Genomic DNA, 18,236 nt, shown 5'->3' on the forward strand with positions numbered 1-18,236 from the left:
TAGAAACCTTAATTATCAATATGACGCTAGTGTAGTTACAAAAAGCGAAAATGTCAAAAATCACTTTAAAAACAACAGTATACAAATAGTAATGGTTATCACTTCATCCTTTGTTTGCATTAAGAGTAGCGCGTTTTATTCTTGCTGCGTATTTGCATAGGCTAAACTTTCTTCCGCAAAACCTAAACCCGCTTCGGTGAAAAAGTTAAATACTTTATCAACACCTTGTTCTAGCAAGTAATTTACTTCATCTTCATATCGAGCAATGGCTGCCACCTTGCCAGTGTAGCCCGCGTTTCTCAGCTGACGAGTGATATTAATCGCATCTTGTATTGAAGGAAGTGCGAGTAATATCAGGTGAACATTCTTTATTTCAAGGTTATCCCATAAGTCTACATCTTCGCCATCGCCACAAATAACGTTCAAACCTTCACTGGCCATCTGTTTTACTTTTACTCTGTCGGCGTCCATTCCCCATACACTTACATCAGCGAGTTTCGATAATGCGTTAAATGCGCCTTGGCCTACACGGCCCATTCCTAGTACTAAGAACTCGGCTTTGTGTAAAGTGGGGTATATGTCTTCTTTTAAACGTCGGTCTTTTTCATAACGCTTTATAGTGTCTTTGTATTTGTGATATTGAGAATGGGAAGTGCGGTACAGCACACTTGTAATAACAAAAGACACCGATAGGGCAAGTGCAATAACCACCAACCAACTTTCTGCTAGCAAACCGAGTGATACGGCTAGCGCGCCCACTATTAAGCCAAACTCACTAAAGTTAGACAGTACTAGACTGCTTAAATACGACGTTCTGCCTCGCAAACGCAAAGCGGTAAATAAGCCAAAGAACATGGCAGCTTTAATAGGAATGAACAAACAAAACACTAATGCAATAATGATCATATTAAAGTCAGGCAGTGCTGTTAATCCAATTGTTAAGAAGAAGCCAATTAAGAATAAGTCTTTAAAGCTCAATAACGACTTTGCTAGCTCACTGGCTTTTTCATGTTGCGCTAACATAATGCCAAAAATAAGTGCGCCTAAATCACCTTTGATATTTACGAGCTCAAATAAATGATAGCCGCCTAACGCGAGTATGAAGCCGGTAAGAGGCAGTAGTTCACCGTGACCAGATTTATTAATAATGCGGTTAATTAAAGGCATTGCAGGTATTAGTGCGAGTAATCCTAGTGCCCAAAATGAAGGGAGTTTACCCGTTGCAGCTACTAAGAAAATAACCGCGAATACGTCTTGCATAACCAGAATGCCAATGGCTAGCCGGCCATGACGAGTTTTACTTTCCCCACTTTCTTCAAGCACCTTGATAACACAAACCGTGCTACTAAAGCTGAGCGCAAAGGCAATTAACGTAGCGCTTTGCCAAGTTAACCCTTCGATATATTGGCTGGCAACTGCAGCAATACCGTAAACACCACAGGTGACTATTCCTACCCATATTAAAGTATGAGAAATACTGCCAGCCCACACTTCCCGTTTACTTAAATCACGCACATTTAACTTCAAGCCAATAGTGAACAGCATGATAGTAATACCAAGATTGGCTATCTTAGTAAGATCATCAGTTAACGTATACCCTGCAAAGTTAAGTAAAAATCCGGCAACCAAATAGCCTACCAGTGGGGGAATACCGATAAGTTTTACCGTTAAGCCGCAAACAAATGCGAACAGAAGAAATGCATACTCCATGAATTACCTTTCACCATTTCCAAAAATTAGTATAAATAAGAAGGTATATAGACCTAATCAACCAGTCCTTAGTACTTTAAACTTTCTTATCATACTTAGCGTTGTACATTTGTGAATGTTCAACATGCTGATGTATATAGAAGTGTTTACATTAGCATGTTATGAAACCGGAGCGAATGAGAAAAGATAGATACCATTATGTTGCGGTTATATCGCTGAAGGATTTATGAATTAAAGATATAGTAATAAGTAAATATACCGCCCTATAAAACCCAAAATGTGTTTGAACAGTAATAACTGGTAATCACACGTGGAGTAGTTATGCGAAATCGAATTTTAGGAACCTTAACGGCATTATTTATTTTTAACCTATTGGTAGGTTTTTATTGGCATCCGGCGTGGTGGTTTCTATTGTTAACCGTGTTGTTACTCGTTCTAGCGATTTACGACACAGTACAAAATAAGCATGCTATTTTAAAAAACTTCCCGTTAATTGGTAGAACCCGTTGGACTATTGAGTCTCTGCGCCCCTTTATACAACAGTACGTTTTAGAATCTGATACCGACGGCACACCTATTTCACGTATGTTTCGCTCTATTGTGTATCAAAGAGCGAAAGACAGTAGAGAAACCATTCCTTTTGGCACGCAGCTAAATACTTATGAAGACGGCTATGAATGGATAGGGCATTCACTGTCAGCAAGAGACCTTGACGAGATGAACCACGATCCTCGAGTTACTATAGGTGGTAAAGACTGTAAACAGCCATATCACGCGAGTATTTTGAACATCAGTGCCATGAGCTTTGGAAGCTTGTCTAAAAATGCTATTTTGGCGCTTAATAAAGGCGCAAAAAAAGGTAACTTTTATCACAATACCGGCGAAGGTGGTTTAACGCCTCATCACGAAGAAAACGGTGGTGATTTAGTGTGGCAAATAGGTACTGGCTATTTTGGATGCAGGACCAAAGATGGCAAGTTTGACGCCGACCTATTCAAAGAAAAAGCCAACCTTCCTCAAGTTAAAATGATTGAAATAAAGCTAAGCCAAGGCGCTAAACCCGGGCATGGTGGTATATTACCTGCTTATAAAAACACCCCTGAAATAGCAAAAATTCGAGGCGTTGAACCCGGAACTCAGGTTGATTCACCACCTCGTCATAGTGCATTTTCGACACCATTAGAAATGATAGATTTCATTCGTAAACTGCGGGAGTTAAGTGGCGGAAAACCAATTGGTATAAAGCTAGCGTTAGGAAGAAAAAGTGAGTTTGTCGCCATGTGTAAAGCCATGGTAGAAACTGGTATTACTCCCGACTTTATTACGGTTGATGGAGGCGAGGGCGGTACTGGTGCGGCGCCGCTAGAGTATACAAACTCAATCGGTTTTCCACTAAGGGAAGCACTAGCATTTGTGGACGATTGCCTAATTGGTTTTGACTTACGCAAACAAGTGAAAATTATCGCATCTGGCAAAATAATTTCAGCATTTCAATTGGTTAAAAACATTAGCCTAGGGGCGGATGTTTGTAATAGCGCAAGAGGTATGATGTTAGCGCTTGGCTGTGTGCAATCATTATCGTGCAATACCAACAAATGCCCAACCGGCGTGGCTACCCAAGATCCTAAATTAACCGAAGGCCTTGATGTTACAGATAAATTCGAACGGGTATATCGCTTTCACAAAAAGACCTTGCATGCATTAATGGACATGCTGTCTTCGACAGGTCATGTAAGCACCACTGAATTAAACCGTACACATATATTCAGACGAGTGGATCAGGCCAGTATTGCTCGGTACGACGAAATCTTCCCCCTTGTTAAAACAGGTACATTTTTAGGGGATGATATTCCCGATCGATTTAAACTGCACTTAAAAGAAGCCAATTCAGATAGTTTCATGCCATGCAGTTTATTGGCTGAAATCGAAGAAGAAACTAAATCCGTATCATAACCGCTGGTTGTTAAAGCGTGTTTTAGATACGGATTCAAAGCACGTGTTTTGAGAACATATTTTGAGCACGCGTATTAGTGTGTAACTAAGTGAGCCACCTAGGCTGACTTAGTCTTTCGGCTCAGGCATACGTAACTGATAAAGGCGGTATTCAGAAGTGCGATAGGGCACCACTTTATATTGTGGCTGTAAATAAGCTACTAAATCGATAAGTTCTTGAACAGTAATAACGTTGTTCATATTACGCATTCGAGACTCACCATCTACAGATGTCATACTGACAGGTTGCCTGCGAGTTAGCTTATGAGATGGGTTTACGATGCTGGTAACCAGCTCGCCGTATGTAGTAATTCTGCCACTGCTGCCACCTAACGGAATCGAATTTGGCACCAAATAGGTGTGAGTATCTGGCATTGTAATACCTTCAATTTGATGACAATCGGTACACTGGTGTTTTTGGAATGCGACTTTTCCAGCATCTCCACTTCCTTCAGGTAAGCTGAAACCGCGAGGAGAGTCAGGCCCTAAGTCACACCCCACAACACTTATTATCACAAGTGATAGCATTAAAATAAATTTTGCCATGTTCATATCTCCAAACGATTGGTTCAGATTCTATTATGGATAAAATCGAACACGTGGAATTGATTTCAATCAATGAAATGTTAACTCGAATTATCTATATTAAAGTTAAGGTTTCCTCTAAAGGATGAGAACAATGAACAATTACAAAACAATTTTGGTGCCTATTGATGTATTTACCGATTATGAAAAAATTTTAGAAAGGGCCATAAAGTTAGCCCCAGACACTGACAATGTTCATTTGCTGTATGTGGCTTTTCCTCAAACCAATGTAGAGCCTTACGGTTTGTTTTTAGAACGAGATTATTCTCAAGACGTGAAACAACAGGCAGAGGATAAACTAAAACAAATAGCGGTAGAAAATAACATACCAGCCGATAATGTGAATGTAGAAATAGGCTCACCTGCCGATGAAATACATCACTTTGCAGAGAAACTAGATGCAGATTTGATTGTTATTGGCACCCATGGGCAAAGCGGACTTCGTTTATTATTAGGTTCAACGGCCAATGCAGTGCTACATGGCGTAAAGCGAGATGTATTAGCGGTAAAAATCTAAAAAGCGCCACTGTGAAGTGACGCCGGCAACGTTAAGCAACATAGTTCTGTATCGAAATTAATACCGCAGCTTTTCCTATCTGCAGTACATAGCAACCTTGTTACTAAAGAGGTGTTACTTAAGATGTGTTACTCAAGATAAGCTAGAGGGTTTCTGGACTTTTCTTGCCGTCATAGCACTGCTCAATTAATTCCACCACCGAACTACTTAAGTTCTTCAGGTGAGATGCATCGACACGACTTTCACCGCCATGGTTTAAATCTGAGATAGTAAACACCACATCTTCGCCGCTGGAATTTACATGAATGAGAACATGGTCATCGTCGTCAACAAATGGAACCTTAATATATAAAGGCTCATTATTATCAGCAAAGTAATCGATAGCTTCTTCAATTGAAGTGAATGCAGGTTTCTTTTCGGGGTGTAGTGACCAGGTTTTAGAAGGTATCACTAGCTCAGCAATCGTTTTACCGTGTGATTCATTAATACCATTAGACATAATATTTCCTTTTTTATTGATACCTATAAAGTTGTTACGAAGCCATACGTGTGTTGGGTTCAATTTAAAGATGAATAAGTTGTGAGATAAGGGATTGAAAGAAAAAACAGCAGGATAAAACAACTGAAAAAGTTACGCGTAACAAATACTTACTTTTATATTATTGTTTATCAGTAGCTTAGATGATTCTGAAAAAAGAAGGTTATTTTCCTATTAAAGTTAGCGTTAGACCTAAATCAATTCATTTCAAAGAAAACTCGGTGATTATCGCTTAAATTTCTCAGACAACTTAGCCATGCCGCCGCGTTTCACATTAGCTTGTTGGGTATAATGACCAGGCATTTCGGGTGATTGCCAACCTCCAGCTAATTGTAATTCAGGCAAGGTTGCACCATTTTCAGCTAATGAAACTGCCCCCCCAACTCTGCCACTATGGGGCGTTATGTTCTCTGAAATACCAGCTCTTGATGCTATGCGTTTCCAAATTCTATAGACGCTAGAGTAATCCAAAAAGTGTTGACCATCAGATGTACTACCTGAAAAAGCGTGCGTGCCACGTTGCTCATTATAGGGTAGGAGAGCATGACCACGATTTGAAACCCGTCTAAACAGAATACCTTTATTTATCCGACGAGGATCGTCAGGCAATCTTTCGCATGAGGTTTTAGCATCTGTATTGGCCTCTGCAATATATTCGTCAACCATATTGATAGTGCTAGTAGATATAAATCGATGAGAACCTTTACCACTTTGATCAGACTTAGAAGTAACAACCAATAACGCATTGTTGCGCCTACTAATGTGCTCGGCGCATACACGAACCAACTCATCGGCACGAAGCAGTGCATCAAACATTAAGTTCATTATTGTTAAGTCACGCATTTCTAAAAGCGTGTCTGGAATAATCTTATTGTTTATCTCATCTAATAAATCAATAGTAAGTGGCACTGCCTGATTATGGCTAAGCTGAAACTTGCGGTTTTCGATAAGCGACAATCTAACGAAGTCACGTAAGTATACAGATTGAATGATGGGATTCGGAAGCTTGGCAATACCCAGGAATTTACTGAGTGCAGATAGTCGGCGCTTGATAGTTCTATAGGCTAGGGGAGACTTACACAGTTCTTCTACGTAACGCTTAATAATGTATTCGTTATGAGAGAAATCATCATTGAAACTATCAATGCCTTCAGACTGGCAAAAGATAGCGAAATCATTAAAGTCACTAATATAAGCACGCTGTGTATTACGAGGCAACTTAGTAAAGATATCTCGAAAATACGAATTAACGTACTCAGCACGTTCAGAACTGGTGCTTTCACTATCTATAATAGATAGTTGAGTTTCTGAAGCTGGTTTATATAGTGACGCCATAATTACTAACTTACTGTTTATAATAGATTTTCACGCATGATAACTGTAATTATCGTGCGTGATAGACCAAGTGTTATTACCTAATATCGTAATAATACACTCAAACACTGTCTATAAATACAGTAAAATAGTTTAAATTCAAATAAACTATTCTTTTGGCTGTTTATTAAACGTGCGCTACGTTAAATTTAACGGCATATACCTCTAATACTCGCTCAGATTTCACGTACAGACGCATTGTTAAATAGCGAAAATTGATTATATACCCGAATACAATGTGGCAGATTTTAACTAAAACCAAAAACTAGGGTGAAGGTTTTAACAAAACTAGTATCAGAGTATTTAAGCGAACTTAATAAGATGGGTTGGCACATACCTAACTTCAAATAATATACATCATAAGATATCTATCAAAGAATATTTGAAATCATACTTAAAAGCATAGAAACAAATAACCTATGAGACAATTAGGTTTGTATAGTTAATCTGTATTTTATCGATATCGATTGGAAACAGCTTAAGAGTTAGCCGAAGGCGTAAATGGGTATCGGCTATGTATGGTAAATACCTATAAACGATTACGTTATATATTGAATACTAAGCGATACAATTAACTTAAAGCTGAGAATATATTTTTATAGTTTGTAGAACTATAAGATTTCAACAAAGACTCTAATCATATTGCTAGCAGAGCTATATTAAACTGCGACATTAATCTGATAACTCATATCCTAATTATTCATTCCTTTAACTCATTCCTTAAGATGTAACTAAGTACTTTTAATTATTATCACAGTATTCGAATCTAAATAGCTACTGTGGTTATTGTTAGTTCCGAGCCTTGATATATTCCGTATAAACGTTAATAGGGTATGCATTAAGCAGGAACTAATGGATGATGCTTGGTCCAAAATGTACACCTAGCAGAAACCTAAGCGTGCCTTCATTTACAGTCATATCAATATCCTATTTAACATAATATACATTATGCGCAATTAAGTATATGAGGGTTTAGGGTGGTAGATGCCAGCCTTCTCGGTCGGTTTGTCGTGCGTGATGGCTTACACACTTTTTCAACTTCGCTAGTAAGATTGCGTTTTAGGTGTAATTTTATAGCGTGCGTGAGATTGAAATCTGAGACGTTTTACGGCCTAGGTATCGCCAGAATTCACGTAGGACCACGTGATTATTATGCGATTTTCTACCATTTGAATAATTGAGTTAGTTATTCTGCTTATATTCGAGAATGGAATTAGATAAAACGCCTATATTCGTATATTTAAAATACTGAAAATATAGTTGTGGTGATTTAAGACGTTTTTATTGCTACGTAACTTTGAGGTTTTACAACTAAATTAAATTGGCTAATCTTTTAAAATCTTAGTCTGAACTAGCTTGATACTATAATGCTAATAACTATTACGGTGGCTCGGTTATTTGATTAATAATGACTAAATAACCATAAGCCCGAATTAGCCTTATTAAATCTACTTCAATTTTAGTAAGGTAATTAAAATATAACTGATTAAGTAATAGAATAATTTCTGAGTAGTAAGTTACGTAGCTTTCTTTAGATGCTCAACTATCAGCGAAAAGGTTTTAAAGATATAACCGCCCTATCCTAGTTATATTCTATCTTTTCTATCCGATTTTTAATCTTGTGATTTTATAGAGGTGTACTGTTTTTCTAGCAGCCTTATTAGAAATTAATGACTACCAGAAATTTTAATTGATAAGATAACTCGTAGTTAAGAATAAGACTAAGACAGGTAAAGTTAATAAAGGTGTTAAAGCTGATAATTTTTTAATGCCGCATTCTCGATTTCTAGAACAATCATTTTTTCTAGCATTTTTAACAGTTGCTTGCGGTTTTCCTTTTGGATTTTTGTCAGGCTTTTATTTAGTAAAATAACGTCGTCTTCTGATAAAGACACTTCAACACTTTCGGTAATATTTGCGTTGTGCACAAACTGCTTGTAATGACTTACACTATTTTCTATTGCGGTATCGACCAAGGCTTGCGGGCAGTCAACTAACTTCGCGGATATGTACGTTGCTATCACTTTCTTTACTTCGGTAAGGCATGTAGGAAATGCTATGACATTTTCATTGTGCTCACGATGTTCTGTTTCTTGTTCTTGTTCGCCTTCGTTACTCATATAAACGCAACCTCGTTCTTGTTAATACTGCGCTTGTGTTGAACACGCTATTTACCCGTATCGAACAGTTTATTTCTAACGGCTTCGAGGGTAGATTTATCTCCTTCATAGCACAGTGTATCAATACTACGTTCATAGGCAGTCTTGGCGTGATCAACCGCTGCTTTAGAAATCGTTTTGTCACTCGATTTACTAATAGCGGCCAAGGTTTTTTGCATCCGAATACTTACTTCAATCATGGTGGCGCTATCTCGTGCAACACCCGTAAACGCATCATCAAACATCTCTGTTGAACTAACATCTCTCACAGTGACTTTGTCATACTTTATCTCTTCGGGTGGATCTTGTTTAGCTTTTTCGCCCCATTGTAAAAACAATCGTGTATAGCTACCCAGAATGGTAATCGCGGTACCCGGATCATTGACTGACGGCGAAAGTGCTCGGCATGCAATTTCAGATAATACCACTAGCCCATATCGTGGGTCGGCTTCAAATGAGCGCTCGCTTCCTATCTGAAAGGCAGAAAGAAGTGCTGATTTATCATCATCTTTATCTTCGCCTTTCGATTCATTAGTTTGATATTTATCTATGTAACATAATGGTCTGTCTGGAGTACAAAACTCACCAGGTAAAATGGCAATGTGAACCAGGGTGTCATGCGCTTCCGCCCATGCTTGAACTTTAGCCATATCCACCATTTGCACATAACCTATACTGTCAGTTTTAAGTGTTACGTATTTCGAGGTACAACTGCCCTGCTCTTTTATGGCATCCGGTTGCAGCTTACCGCCTAATCGTGGACTCGACAGCCTGTGTTTAATTGCCCGCATCGCTGCAGCTTCAACTTTTTGTACTGTTGATCCTACTCGGCCCAATCTAGCAACACTATCTACCCAGCGTATGAAGGTAACGATAACAATGCCAAACACCATACAGGTTAGGCAAAACAGTAGAAAAATACCGGCATCTGCAAAAAAATTGTTGTTGGAAGCCGTAATACCTACAACGCTAAAAATAAAAGCGCCTACAAAAGTAGACAATGCGTTTTGAGACGCGTCATCTGAAATAATTAAACTTACTGAGCGTGGAGTTGATGACCGGCTGGCCGATGCATAGGCGCTAACCATAGTACCCGCAGAGAATGTGGCAATAACCAACATGCTAGATGCCATGATTGATAGTAGCGTTTCAACAGAGGCTTGCTCAATTTTAGGGAGGTGTTCTGCTAAAGCTGTGCCATCAGCAAGCTTTGCCGCGAATACGGCGGCTATAGAAAGCAGACAAAGTGAGAGTGGTTTTACCCACAGTTTTTCTTTAAAACTGAAGAGTAAAAACCGTAATCTATCAACTGAAATAGGGGCATCCATGAACTCGTCTCCTTTTCTTATTCTTTTAATGGTTTTTGTTATCGTTCTTTTTATAGATATAGTTGGCGTAGACTTTTTTCTTGGGCTTGGTCTTACTCGGTCTCAGTTCTAATTTTTATTTTGTACGTTTGTTTCCAGCACAACGTTTAGAACAATAAATCACATTGTCCCAGTTCTTTTCCCATTTCTTACGCCACGTAAATGGCCTATCACATACAGGGCACTGCTTAGTCGGTAAATTAGACTTCTTCATTCTTAGATATTTTAGTCAAAAAAATGGTGGCGCTGTCTTTCATGGCATTAATATTTTCATCTTTCATTCTGCCATACGTTTTGTACATCATCGCCATTCTTGGGTTACCACTTAATTTTTCTTTGTGTTTATCAATAAAATTCCAATACAAGTAGTTAAACGGGCATGCTTTAGGCCCTGTTTTTTTACTGACTTGGTATCCGCAATTCTTGCAGTAGTTCGACATTTTATTGATATAGCTTCCACTCGCCACGTAGGGTTTACTGGCTAATTTGCCGCCATCACTATATAAAATCATGCCTGCCACGTTAGGCAGTTCAACCCATTCATAGGCATCAGCATAAACTAACAAATACCATTGCTGTACTTCATCGGGATGTAAAGCGGTTAACAGACAGAAATTTCCCAGTACCATTAAACGCTGAATATGGTGAGCATAGGCATTGGCTTGGGTTTCTTTAATGCATTGGCGCATACAATTCATGTTGGTTTGACCGTCCCAAAAGAAATCGGGAAGTGGTCGATTGTGATTAAAGTAGTTATCGCTTTTAAGGCCAGGCATGAAATGCCAGTAAAAGCCTCTCACAAATTCTCGCCATCCTAAAATTTGACGAATAAAACCTTCGACAGAATTGAGGGGCGCAGTACCTGCGTAGTAGGCTGATTCGGCGGCACCTATTGCTTCGCGCGGACTTAGTAAACCACAGTTCAAATAAAATGCGATATGGGAATGGTATAGCCAGGGTTTGCCTTCAACCATTGCATCCTGATATTGACCAAAATGCGGTAAACGTTCTTCTACAAAATCGTTGAGTACGATGACTGCCTCTTCTCGAGTGACGGCCAAATGAAAAGGGCTGATATTACCAAAATGCTCGCTAAACTCATCTTCAACTAAATTAATCACATCTTGAGTAATTGGGTCTATTTCAAATTGTGAATGCGAAGGTACATTCATTCCTGAAGGCATAGGCTCACGATTTTGTGAATCATAATTCCATTTTCCACCAACAGGGTTTTTATCTTCCATTAAGATGCCATGTTTTTTTCGCATCTCCCGATAAAAAAACTCCATCCTAAATTGCTTTCTGTCTTGGGCCCAATCAGTAAACTCTTGCGGTGTGGCGAGAAAGCGAGAGTCGTTATAAATGGTAACTGGCACACCAAGTGTGTGTTCCCATTGTTGCATACTTTTTAATAGCCGATATTCGCCTGGCGATGTCACCTTAACGTTATCGAAATCACCTTGTTTAAGCGTATGCTTAACCTGCTCTAATAATCTGCCTTGGTTTTTTTCATCATCGTATTTGATATAACTAACGTTAAAATTGTCGTCTTTTAATGCCTTAGCAAAATGGCGCATAGCACTAAACAGAAAAACAATTTTCTTTTTGTGGTGCTTAACGTAAGTGGCCTCTTCTCGCACTTCCGCCATCAACACGGTATCTTGAGTTTTGGTCGCATTTTCTAAAATAGGCAAGGTACGAGTAAGTTGGTCACCTAATATAAGTATTAAAGAAGCCATGCTTACCCTACTCTTTTAAAGCCTGAAAGGCGTCAAGGGCACGCTGCCTCGAAGCTTTTAAATCGACAATTGGTTTGGGATAGGTTTTACCTAATTCTACGCCTGAATCTTTGGCGATAACCGACGGCGCATCCCAAGGCTTATGGATATATTTGTCGGGAAGATCAGCGAGTTCGGGGCAGTATTTTCTAACGTATTTACCTTGTTTATCAAATTTCTCTCCCTGTAATAATGGGTTAAAAATTCGAAAATAAGGTGCTGCATCTGCGCCTGTTCCCGCTACCCACTGCCAACTAGCAGTATTACTGGCTAAATCAGCGTCCACCAAGCAATCCCAAAACCAGCGCTCTCCCTCTTGCCAGCTAATCAGTAAATTCTTAACCAAAAAAGAGCCCACAATCATACGAACACGATTATGCATATACCCTGTTTGCCATAGTTCACGCATGCCCGCATCCACAATAGGAATACCCGTTTGCCCGGTCTGCCACGCTTTAAGGGCTTTAGCATCGGTACGCCAGTTGAATTTATCAAACTTATCATTAAAGTTTTTCTTCGGTATGGTAGGAAAGTGAAACAGCAAGTAGTAGCTAAACTCTCTCCATCCCAATTCACTTAAGTAAGTATCGATACTTTTATCTTCACTGGACTCGAATTTATTTTTAATCGCATACCACACCTGATTCGGCGACACCTCTCCCAAGTGTAAATGGGGCGATAAATGAGATGTTGCGTTCATCGAGGGTATGTCTCTAGCGTCTTTATATTTGCGAGCCGAGTGCTCAATGAAGTCTTGTAGTTTATCAGCCGCCCCTTCTTCACCTGGCGTCCAATGTTCAGAGAAGCCATCGGCCCAATCTAGGGCAGGTAAAAGGTTGAGTTCCTCAATCGTTTTATGTTGTGCAATACCCGAGACTACAGCGTCTAATTCATCGGCATAGGTAATTCGTGCGGGCGGGGCCTGCGGATAACGAGGCGGTGTAACATTCAAACACCCTTTTCTATAATAAGGTGTGAAAACACGATAAGGCGTACCGTCCTTTTTCTTTACCGCCATGGGCTCCCACAATAAGCTTCCGTTTGAACTGTGCGCCTCAATGCCGTCATCAATAAATGTTTTCTTTATTTCTTTATCTCGGTCTATAACAGATGGCTCATAGCATCGGTTCCAATATACTGCAGTGGCACCGGACTTCTCCACAAGTTCAGCCAGTATTTGTTTTGGGTCCCCAGAAAATACCAATAAATGATCATTCAAACGTTTATTCAGTGACGTTAATGAGTGATGTAACCACCACTGACTAGCTTCGCCTAACTCTCGGACTTCACTGGCCTCAGTGCTATCTTCGCTTTTGGCATTACCAGCTTCGTCAAGAATATAGACGGGTATTATCTTTCCTTTATCGCAGGCAGCATTAAGTGCAGGGTTATCTTTAACCCTTAAGTCTTGTCGAAACCACATAATAGAAACGGGCACAGTCACATCATTTCCTTTTAATTTAAACTCTTTTTAGATATTGTTAATAAATGCAATAAAATGCATATTAATTATATGTGTTTAAAGTCGCAATTGAGAATTTACCAGTGAAAAAATCGTCTTCCACTACACCTAATCAGAAGCCCAAAAGAGGCTTGTTTTGGTTCAGAAATGATCTTCGGCTTACCGATCAGGTCGCATTAGCGTCTCTAAGTCAGAAAGTCGACGAACTCACACTTCTTTATATTATTGATGATAGTTGCTTTATTCCCAATGCTTATGGTGTTCAACCGGTTGGAGAGCACCGATTTAATTTTATTCTTGAATCATTAGAAGACTTAAACGAGCAACTCGCGCCTTTGGGTCACTCCATTTTGGCCTTAAAAGGCCAAGCAGCAGAAATTTTAGTGGCGTTATTAGCTAACGATGATTTTGATTGTTTAGGTGTTACTCACTGCGGTGGTTACAACGAATCAAAACAAATTGATGCTGTGATGAAGTTTTTCCCTAATCTAGACATGGTTATCGAAGAATCTAACACCCTATTTAACCAAAGCGACCTTCCCTTCGTTCTTTCTCAAATACCAGATGTATTTACGCCTTTTAAGCAAAAGATTGAAAAGTCCATCACGCCACGAACGCCAATTGAAAAAATTTCTTTCCTTCCTACTCAATTTGTTCCTCACGTTAAAGAAACCTGTAAGTTTACATTAAACCGTTATCTCAAAAAGTCACAGGTAGAGGGCGCATTTACGGGCGGAGAAATGGCTGCGTTATCACATTTGAATGCCTATTTATTTGAATGGCGTGCAGCGCAAACCTACAAAGAAACGAGAAACGCTTTAGAACACTGGAGAGGCAGTACGAAGTTATCTCCTTGGTTAGCTGTAGGTGCTATTTCACCGCGTACTATCATGCAGCAAGTAAAATTATTTGAACGAAACATCATTGAAAATGACTCTACATATTGGATTTATTTTGAGTTGTTATGGCGAGAGTATTTCAGCTGGTTACAGCAAAAGTATGGGCCGAAATGGTTTCAATTTAGCGGTATTCGTCCAGGCAGCCCAAATACTATTCACGATCCACATGTGTTTATTAGTTGGTGTAACGGGGAGACAGGCTATCCTATTGTTGATGCCTGTATGCGACAACTCGCGCAAACAGGGTATGTCTCAAATAGAGGCAGACAACTAGTGGCAAGTTGCTTCGTTAACGAATTGAGGCAAGATTGGCGTTACGGCGCAGCGTGGTTTGAACATCATTTGATTGACTACGATGTTGCAAGCAACTGGGGTAACTGGCTCTATCTAGCGGGCGTAGGCACAGATTCACGAGAACACAGAAAATTCAATCTACAAAAGCAGACTGAAATATTTGACCCAACCGGCGAATTTCGTTCGAAATGGCTAAGCTAGCGCTCGTTATGTTAAGTTAACGAGCCAATTTGGTTATGCGTAACCGTTATTGTAAGCCTTAGCGTCAATAATTAGGGCTATCGGTTATTTTTTCGTAACCATTCGTTAAGCAATTTTATTTGCCCGCATTTATAAGCGGCATACATCAAGCGCACAGAGTTAGACACCGCTTCACTGTCACTCCAGCCGGTTTTTTCTCGAATTTCGTCGTAGCATAGCTTAGCTTCTGGAGAAACATAGCCTCTGACGAGTTTCTTACCTGCATCCCGTTGACGTTCGCGAAAGCGTCGTTGCTTGTCAGCATTCGCTTTTGCTTTCTCTTTTATTGTGCTGTTTTTCGTATTTTCTGTCATAGTAATCACTAGCTCGTTAGTAGTTTGAGTTTAACACGCGTTTTTATTAAGAAAAATGACTGTTCGGAGTTGTTTAGCGTACAAGTGTTCGCTAAATTAGCACTGTGAAATTAAAAAACAACGAGTTGGGAATGTCAGACAGAAAAAATAGCTTTAACAAAGAAGATTTATTGGCGTGTAGCCGCGGTGAAATGTTCGGCCCAGGTAATAGCCAACTACCCGCCCCTAACATGCTAATGATGGATCGAGTCGTTTCTATTACAGAAGACGGTGGCGAACATGGTAAAGGTGAAATAATCGCAGAATTAGATATTACGCCTGACCTTTGGTTTTTCGATTGTCACTTTCCAGGTGACCCTGTTATGCCTGGATGTTTGGGCCTAGATGCAATGTGGCAATTAGTAGGGTTTTACTTAGGCTGGTGTGATGGCCCAGGTAAAGGACGAGCGCTTGGTGTTGGTGAAGTGAAATTCACTGGTCAAATACTGCCTACTGCCAAGAAAGTGACCTACAAAATTACTATGAAGCGCGTTATCAAACGCAAGCTTTTCATGGGAATGGCTGATGGCTCAGTAGAAGTAGATGGCAGAGAAATTTACGTGGCTAAAGATCTTAAAGTAGGCTTGTTCCAAGACACTTCTAATTTCTAAGCAAAATTTATAATGCTAGAACGATAAAAGCCCCATTTAATGGGGCTTTTTCATTGCTTAATCACTTTCTAAGAGAGAAGACGTTATTTGACACTAAGTCCTACATGCCTGTCTTCTACCGCCTCGCGCCAGCCTCCTAACCACTCAGACCGAGCGTCATTCTGTTGAAAAGGACAGATATCCTTTGAACGACCGCTAATACCAGCTTGATACCCTTTTGAATGGGCGCGTGTCAGTTTATCTCTTTTTTGTCTTTTCATTGATTAGCCTCTTTAACTTTGTAGGATGTGCTACAAATTCTCTCTCGGGCCCAATACATCGTTTTTCAATTGATAGTGGCGGAAAAGTCATTGTGCACACTACTGTGATAGTGCAATGTGCCAAATGGTTCAACATAATTATTGTAAAGATCGCATTGACATTTGCTAAAATAATGAAAAGTAGATGAATTTTATATTACACTTTTTAGGCATATATATTTCAGTTTTTAAATCCTTTCGCAATAAAAAAGGCCGCTAAAAATTAGCGGCCTTTGAAAAGTAACTAAAATCGACGTGAAATGCTTATTTCTTCATCTTGCGACGGAAAATTGTCATCAAGCACAGGGTAACTAGACCAAAGAAGCCTGTAGAAGCACCTTTACGCTCATAGTTTTCTTCATCGTCATCATCGGAGCTATCATCACTATCGTCGCCGTCATCAGTGCTACAGTCATCGATAGAACCCGCTGAAGGCGTTAGTTTCACCGCAACAATAGAATCAACCTCATTGGTCTCGCCCTCAGAGTTGATAATTTCAACTCCAGTAATGTATTTACTGGTTGAACGAATACGAGCATTAGCAATAATTTCATTATTATCGTTAATATCGATAGCTTCTACTAAAAGATAATCGCTATCACATTCAATTAAATCATTTAAATCAGTAAACTCTTCCGTTTCAATATTAAACATGAAGGCATGATTTTCGCGAATAGTATCTGATGTTGCATCATAATCTGATTTACCAACAATAATATTATTGTTGTTGATAGCATTTGGCTGAACCGCTGCGGTTGTGAAAAAACCGTCAGGGTAAAGTTGCTCAGTAGTATCTAGGTTATAAGCAAACAAACGAGAACGGGCGATATCGCTCGACTCACGCAGCACTGCACCCGCTACCCAGTTATTGTCATTAATAGCAATAGCCTGACTAATTAGGTTTTCTTCACGTGGAAGTATTTCTTCTGTTTCACCGTCTCTGAATACAGTAGCCACACGTTCACTTTCGTTTAGACCTGAAGAGTTCGGACGAGTGATATTGACGGCATCACCCGTTAATGCTTCCCCTACTGCGATACCTTGTTCATTAATGTCGTAGGCATACGAAAAGTAATGGACGGTGTCATCTGGTTCTGGTGTAAACAATAAAGGAAAAGTATCGGTACTTATCACATCACCGTTAACGTCTAGCTGCCAGATGGTGGCGTTAACTTCTGAAGAAAGTATAAAGCTAGAAAGGTAGCTAGTTGAATTGGTAACGAAGTAACTAGAAATGCGCGGTACGTTGAATTCACCAGCGTAAATGCTGTATAAACAGCGGCCTTCTGGAATATCGCCACGAGTTTCTTCTTCTTCACAATCTTCCATAGCATCTTCTACGGTGTCTAAGAATTCAACCGTACTAAAGCCTGCCACTTGCAGATTCCTATTGACCGCACGTGCAGATGCAAAACCGCCTAATGTATCGTCAACTGGAGGCAGGATCTTAGTGCCAGAAGAAGTTTGAGCAAAAGCTTGAGGCGGTAATTCAGAATACGTGTAATTAACAGTCTCGCCGTCTTCATCTTCGTATTCATCAAGAATAACTACCCCAGGGGAATCACCAACAATGAAATTTCCACCTACGCTATCGCGACCAATGGCCTCAACAGACTGAGTATAGTCATCAAACTTATCAGTCACTTCATCTAAGCCAGGTACTAAATCGATATCGGAAGTATCAGTTGAATACGTTCTGTAAGTAGCCAGCTTTTGGCCAGTAGATGCTGTTTGAATTGAATAAAGGTAACTCACCACTAAGGTGTAATCAGCATCTGTAAACTCGCCCTGAAGTGCATCGCTTTCATCTTCGAAAGCACCTGAATAGGTGGTGTAAAATGAAGTGTCATCTTCAAGCTGATCTAAATCAATAGGCGGGCTAAATTCGGTTTCCACTACAGATAACATTTTGCCAGTGTCATCAATCGAACGTGCGTAATTATTTTCTGCAACGTCCTGCAAAGGAAGTGGTGTCACGGTGTAGGTTGCGGCTGTTGCCGAAACACTACCTGTTGCCAATAGAACGGCGACGGCAAGCTGAGTTCGTTTCATCTAAAA

Annotated in this window: 16 protein-coding genes; 4 read left to right on the forward strand and 12 right to left on the reverse strand. The window is 39.8% G+C overall.

Features of this window, described 5'->3' with window-relative positions:
• Nucleotides 1–135: 135 nt before the first annotated feature.
• Nucleotides 136–1,710 carry a cation:proton antiporter family protein gene (locus Q4561_RS02195; RefSeq protein WP_303457276.1) on the reverse strand — a complete coding sequence of 525 codons (1,575 nt, stop codon included), beginning with the start codon at nt 1,708–1,710 and terminating at the stop codon, nt 136–138.
• A 321-nt stretch (nt 1,711–2,031) separates the two neighbouring features.
• Between Q4561_RS02195 and Q4561_RS02200 the strand changes: the two genes are divergently transcribed.
• A complete protein-coding gene (locus Q4561_RS02200) occupies nt 2,032–3,663 on the forward strand; it encodes an FMN-binding glutamate synthase family protein (protein WP_303457278.1) in 1,632 nt (543 codons plus the stop codon).
• Between the two features lie 108 nt (nt 3,664–3,771).
• Here the strand turns inward: Q4561_RS02200 and Q4561_RS02205 are convergent, their stop codons facing one another.
• Nucleotides 3,772–4,248: a c-type cytochrome gene (locus tag Q4561_RS02205; protein WP_303457280.1), complete on the reverse strand. Its 477-nt coding sequence runs from the start codon at nt 4,246–4,248 to the stop codon at nt 3,772–3,774.
• Nucleotides 4,249–4,381: 133 nt separating this feature from the next.
• On the opposite strand from Q4561_RS02205, the gene Q4561_RS02210 reads away from it, so the two are divergent.
• A complete protein-coding gene (locus tag Q4561_RS02210; protein ID WP_303457282.1) occupies nt 4,382–4,804 on the forward strand; it encodes a universal stress protein in 423 nt (140 codons plus the stop codon).
• Between the two features lie 142 nt (nt 4,805–4,946).
• Here Q4561_RS02210 and Q4561_RS02215 read toward each other — a convergent pair whose 3' ends face one another.
• From Q4561_RS02215 to Q4561_RS02245, 7 genes are all read right to left on the reverse strand, one after another.
• The gene (locus tag Q4561_RS02215; protein ID WP_303457284.1) at nt 4,947–5,303 is read right to left on the reverse strand and encodes a hypothetical protein; all 357 of its coding nucleotides are present in this window, start codon (nt 5,301–5,303) and stop codon (nt 4,947–4,949) included.
• Between the two features lie 264 nt (nt 5,304–5,567).
• Nucleotides 5,568–6,677, reverse strand: a complete 1,110-nt coding sequence (locus Q4561_RS02220; protein ID WP_303457287.1) for a tyrosine-type recombinase/integrase — start codon at nt 6,675–6,677, stop codon at nt 5,568–5,570.
• A gap of 1,787 nt (nt 6,678–8,464) precedes the next feature.
• Complete coding sequence (locus tag Q4561_RS02225) at nt 8,465–8,836, reverse strand: hypothetical protein (RefSeq protein ID WP_303457289.1); 372 nt, start codon at nt 8,834–8,836, stop codon at nt 8,465–8,467.
• 47 nt (nt 8,837–8,883) lie between these two features.
• Nucleotides 8,884–10,203, reverse strand: coding sequence for a DUF2254 domain-containing protein (locus Q4561_RS02230; protein ID WP_303457291.1), 1,320 nt, complete (start codon nt 10,201–10,203; stop codon nt 8,884–8,886).
• 115 nt (nt 10,204–10,318) lie between these two features.
• Nucleotides 10,319–10,456: a DUF2256 domain-containing protein gene (locus Q4561_RS02235; protein ID WP_303457293.1), complete on the reverse strand. Its 138-nt coding sequence runs from the start codon at nt 10,454–10,456 to the stop codon at nt 10,319–10,321.
• Complete coding sequence (locus Q4561_RS02240; protein ID WP_303457295.1) at nt 10,443–11,981, reverse strand: cryptochrome/photolyase family protein; 1,539 nt, start codon at nt 11,979–11,981, stop codon at nt 10,443–10,445. Before Q4561_RS02240 ends, Q4561_RS02235 begins: the two co-directional genes overlap by 14 nt.
• Before the next feature lie 7 nt (nt 11,982–11,988).
• Nucleotides 11,989–13,464: a deoxyribodipyrimidine photo-lyase gene (locus tag Q4561_RS02245; protein ID WP_303457297.1), complete on the reverse strand. Its 1,476-nt coding sequence runs from the start codon at nt 13,462–13,464 to the stop codon at nt 11,989–11,991.
• 101 nt (nt 13,465–13,565) lie between these two features.
• On the opposite strand from Q4561_RS02245, the gene Q4561_RS02250 reads away from it, so the two are divergent.
• Entirely contained in the window at nt 13,566–14,876 is a 1,311-nt protein-coding gene (locus tag Q4561_RS02250) for a DASH family cryptochrome (RefSeq protein WP_303457299.1), read from the forward strand.
• A gap of 77 nt (nt 14,877–14,953) precedes the next feature.
• Here Q4561_RS02250 and Q4561_RS02255 read toward each other — a convergent pair whose 3' ends face one another.
• Nucleotides 14,954–15,229, reverse strand: a complete 276-nt coding sequence (locus Q4561_RS02255) for a hypothetical protein (protein ID WP_013784088.1) — start codon at nt 15,227–15,229, stop codon at nt 14,954–14,956.
• Nucleotides 15,230–15,360: 131 nt separating this feature from the next.
• Here Q4561_RS02255 and fabA point away from each other — a divergent pair, with 131 nt between their 5' ends.
• The gene (gene fabA / locus Q4561_RS02260) at nt 15,361–15,879 is read left to right on the forward strand and encodes a bifunctional 3-hydroxydecanoyl-ACP dehydratase/trans-2-decenoyl-ACP isomerase (RefSeq protein WP_303457302.1); all 519 of its coding nucleotides are present in this window, start codon (nt 15,361–15,363) and stop codon (nt 15,877–15,879) included.
• 83 nt (nt 15,880–15,962) lie between these two features.
• Here fabA and rmf read toward each other — a convergent pair whose 3' ends face one another.
• Nucleotides 15,963–16,139, reverse strand: a complete 177-nt coding sequence (gene rmf / locus Q4561_RS02265) for a ribosome modulation factor (protein ID WP_013784086.1) — start codon at nt 16,137–16,139, stop codon at nt 15,963–15,965.
• 303 nt (nt 16,140–16,442) lie between these two features.
• Nucleotides 16,443–18,230 (reverse strand): DUF3466 family protein, encoded by a 1,788-nt coding sequence (locus Q4561_RS02270; RefSeq protein WP_303457305.1) that lies wholly within the window; start codon nt 18,228–18,230, stop codon nt 16,443–16,445.
• Nucleotides 18,231–18,236 lie beyond the last annotated feature (6 nt).

It is taken from the genome of Alteromonas sp. 1_MG-2023, from assembly GCF_030547075.1.
GTDB lineage: Bacteria > Pseudomonadota > Gammaproteobacteria > Enterobacterales > Alteromonadaceae > Alteromonas.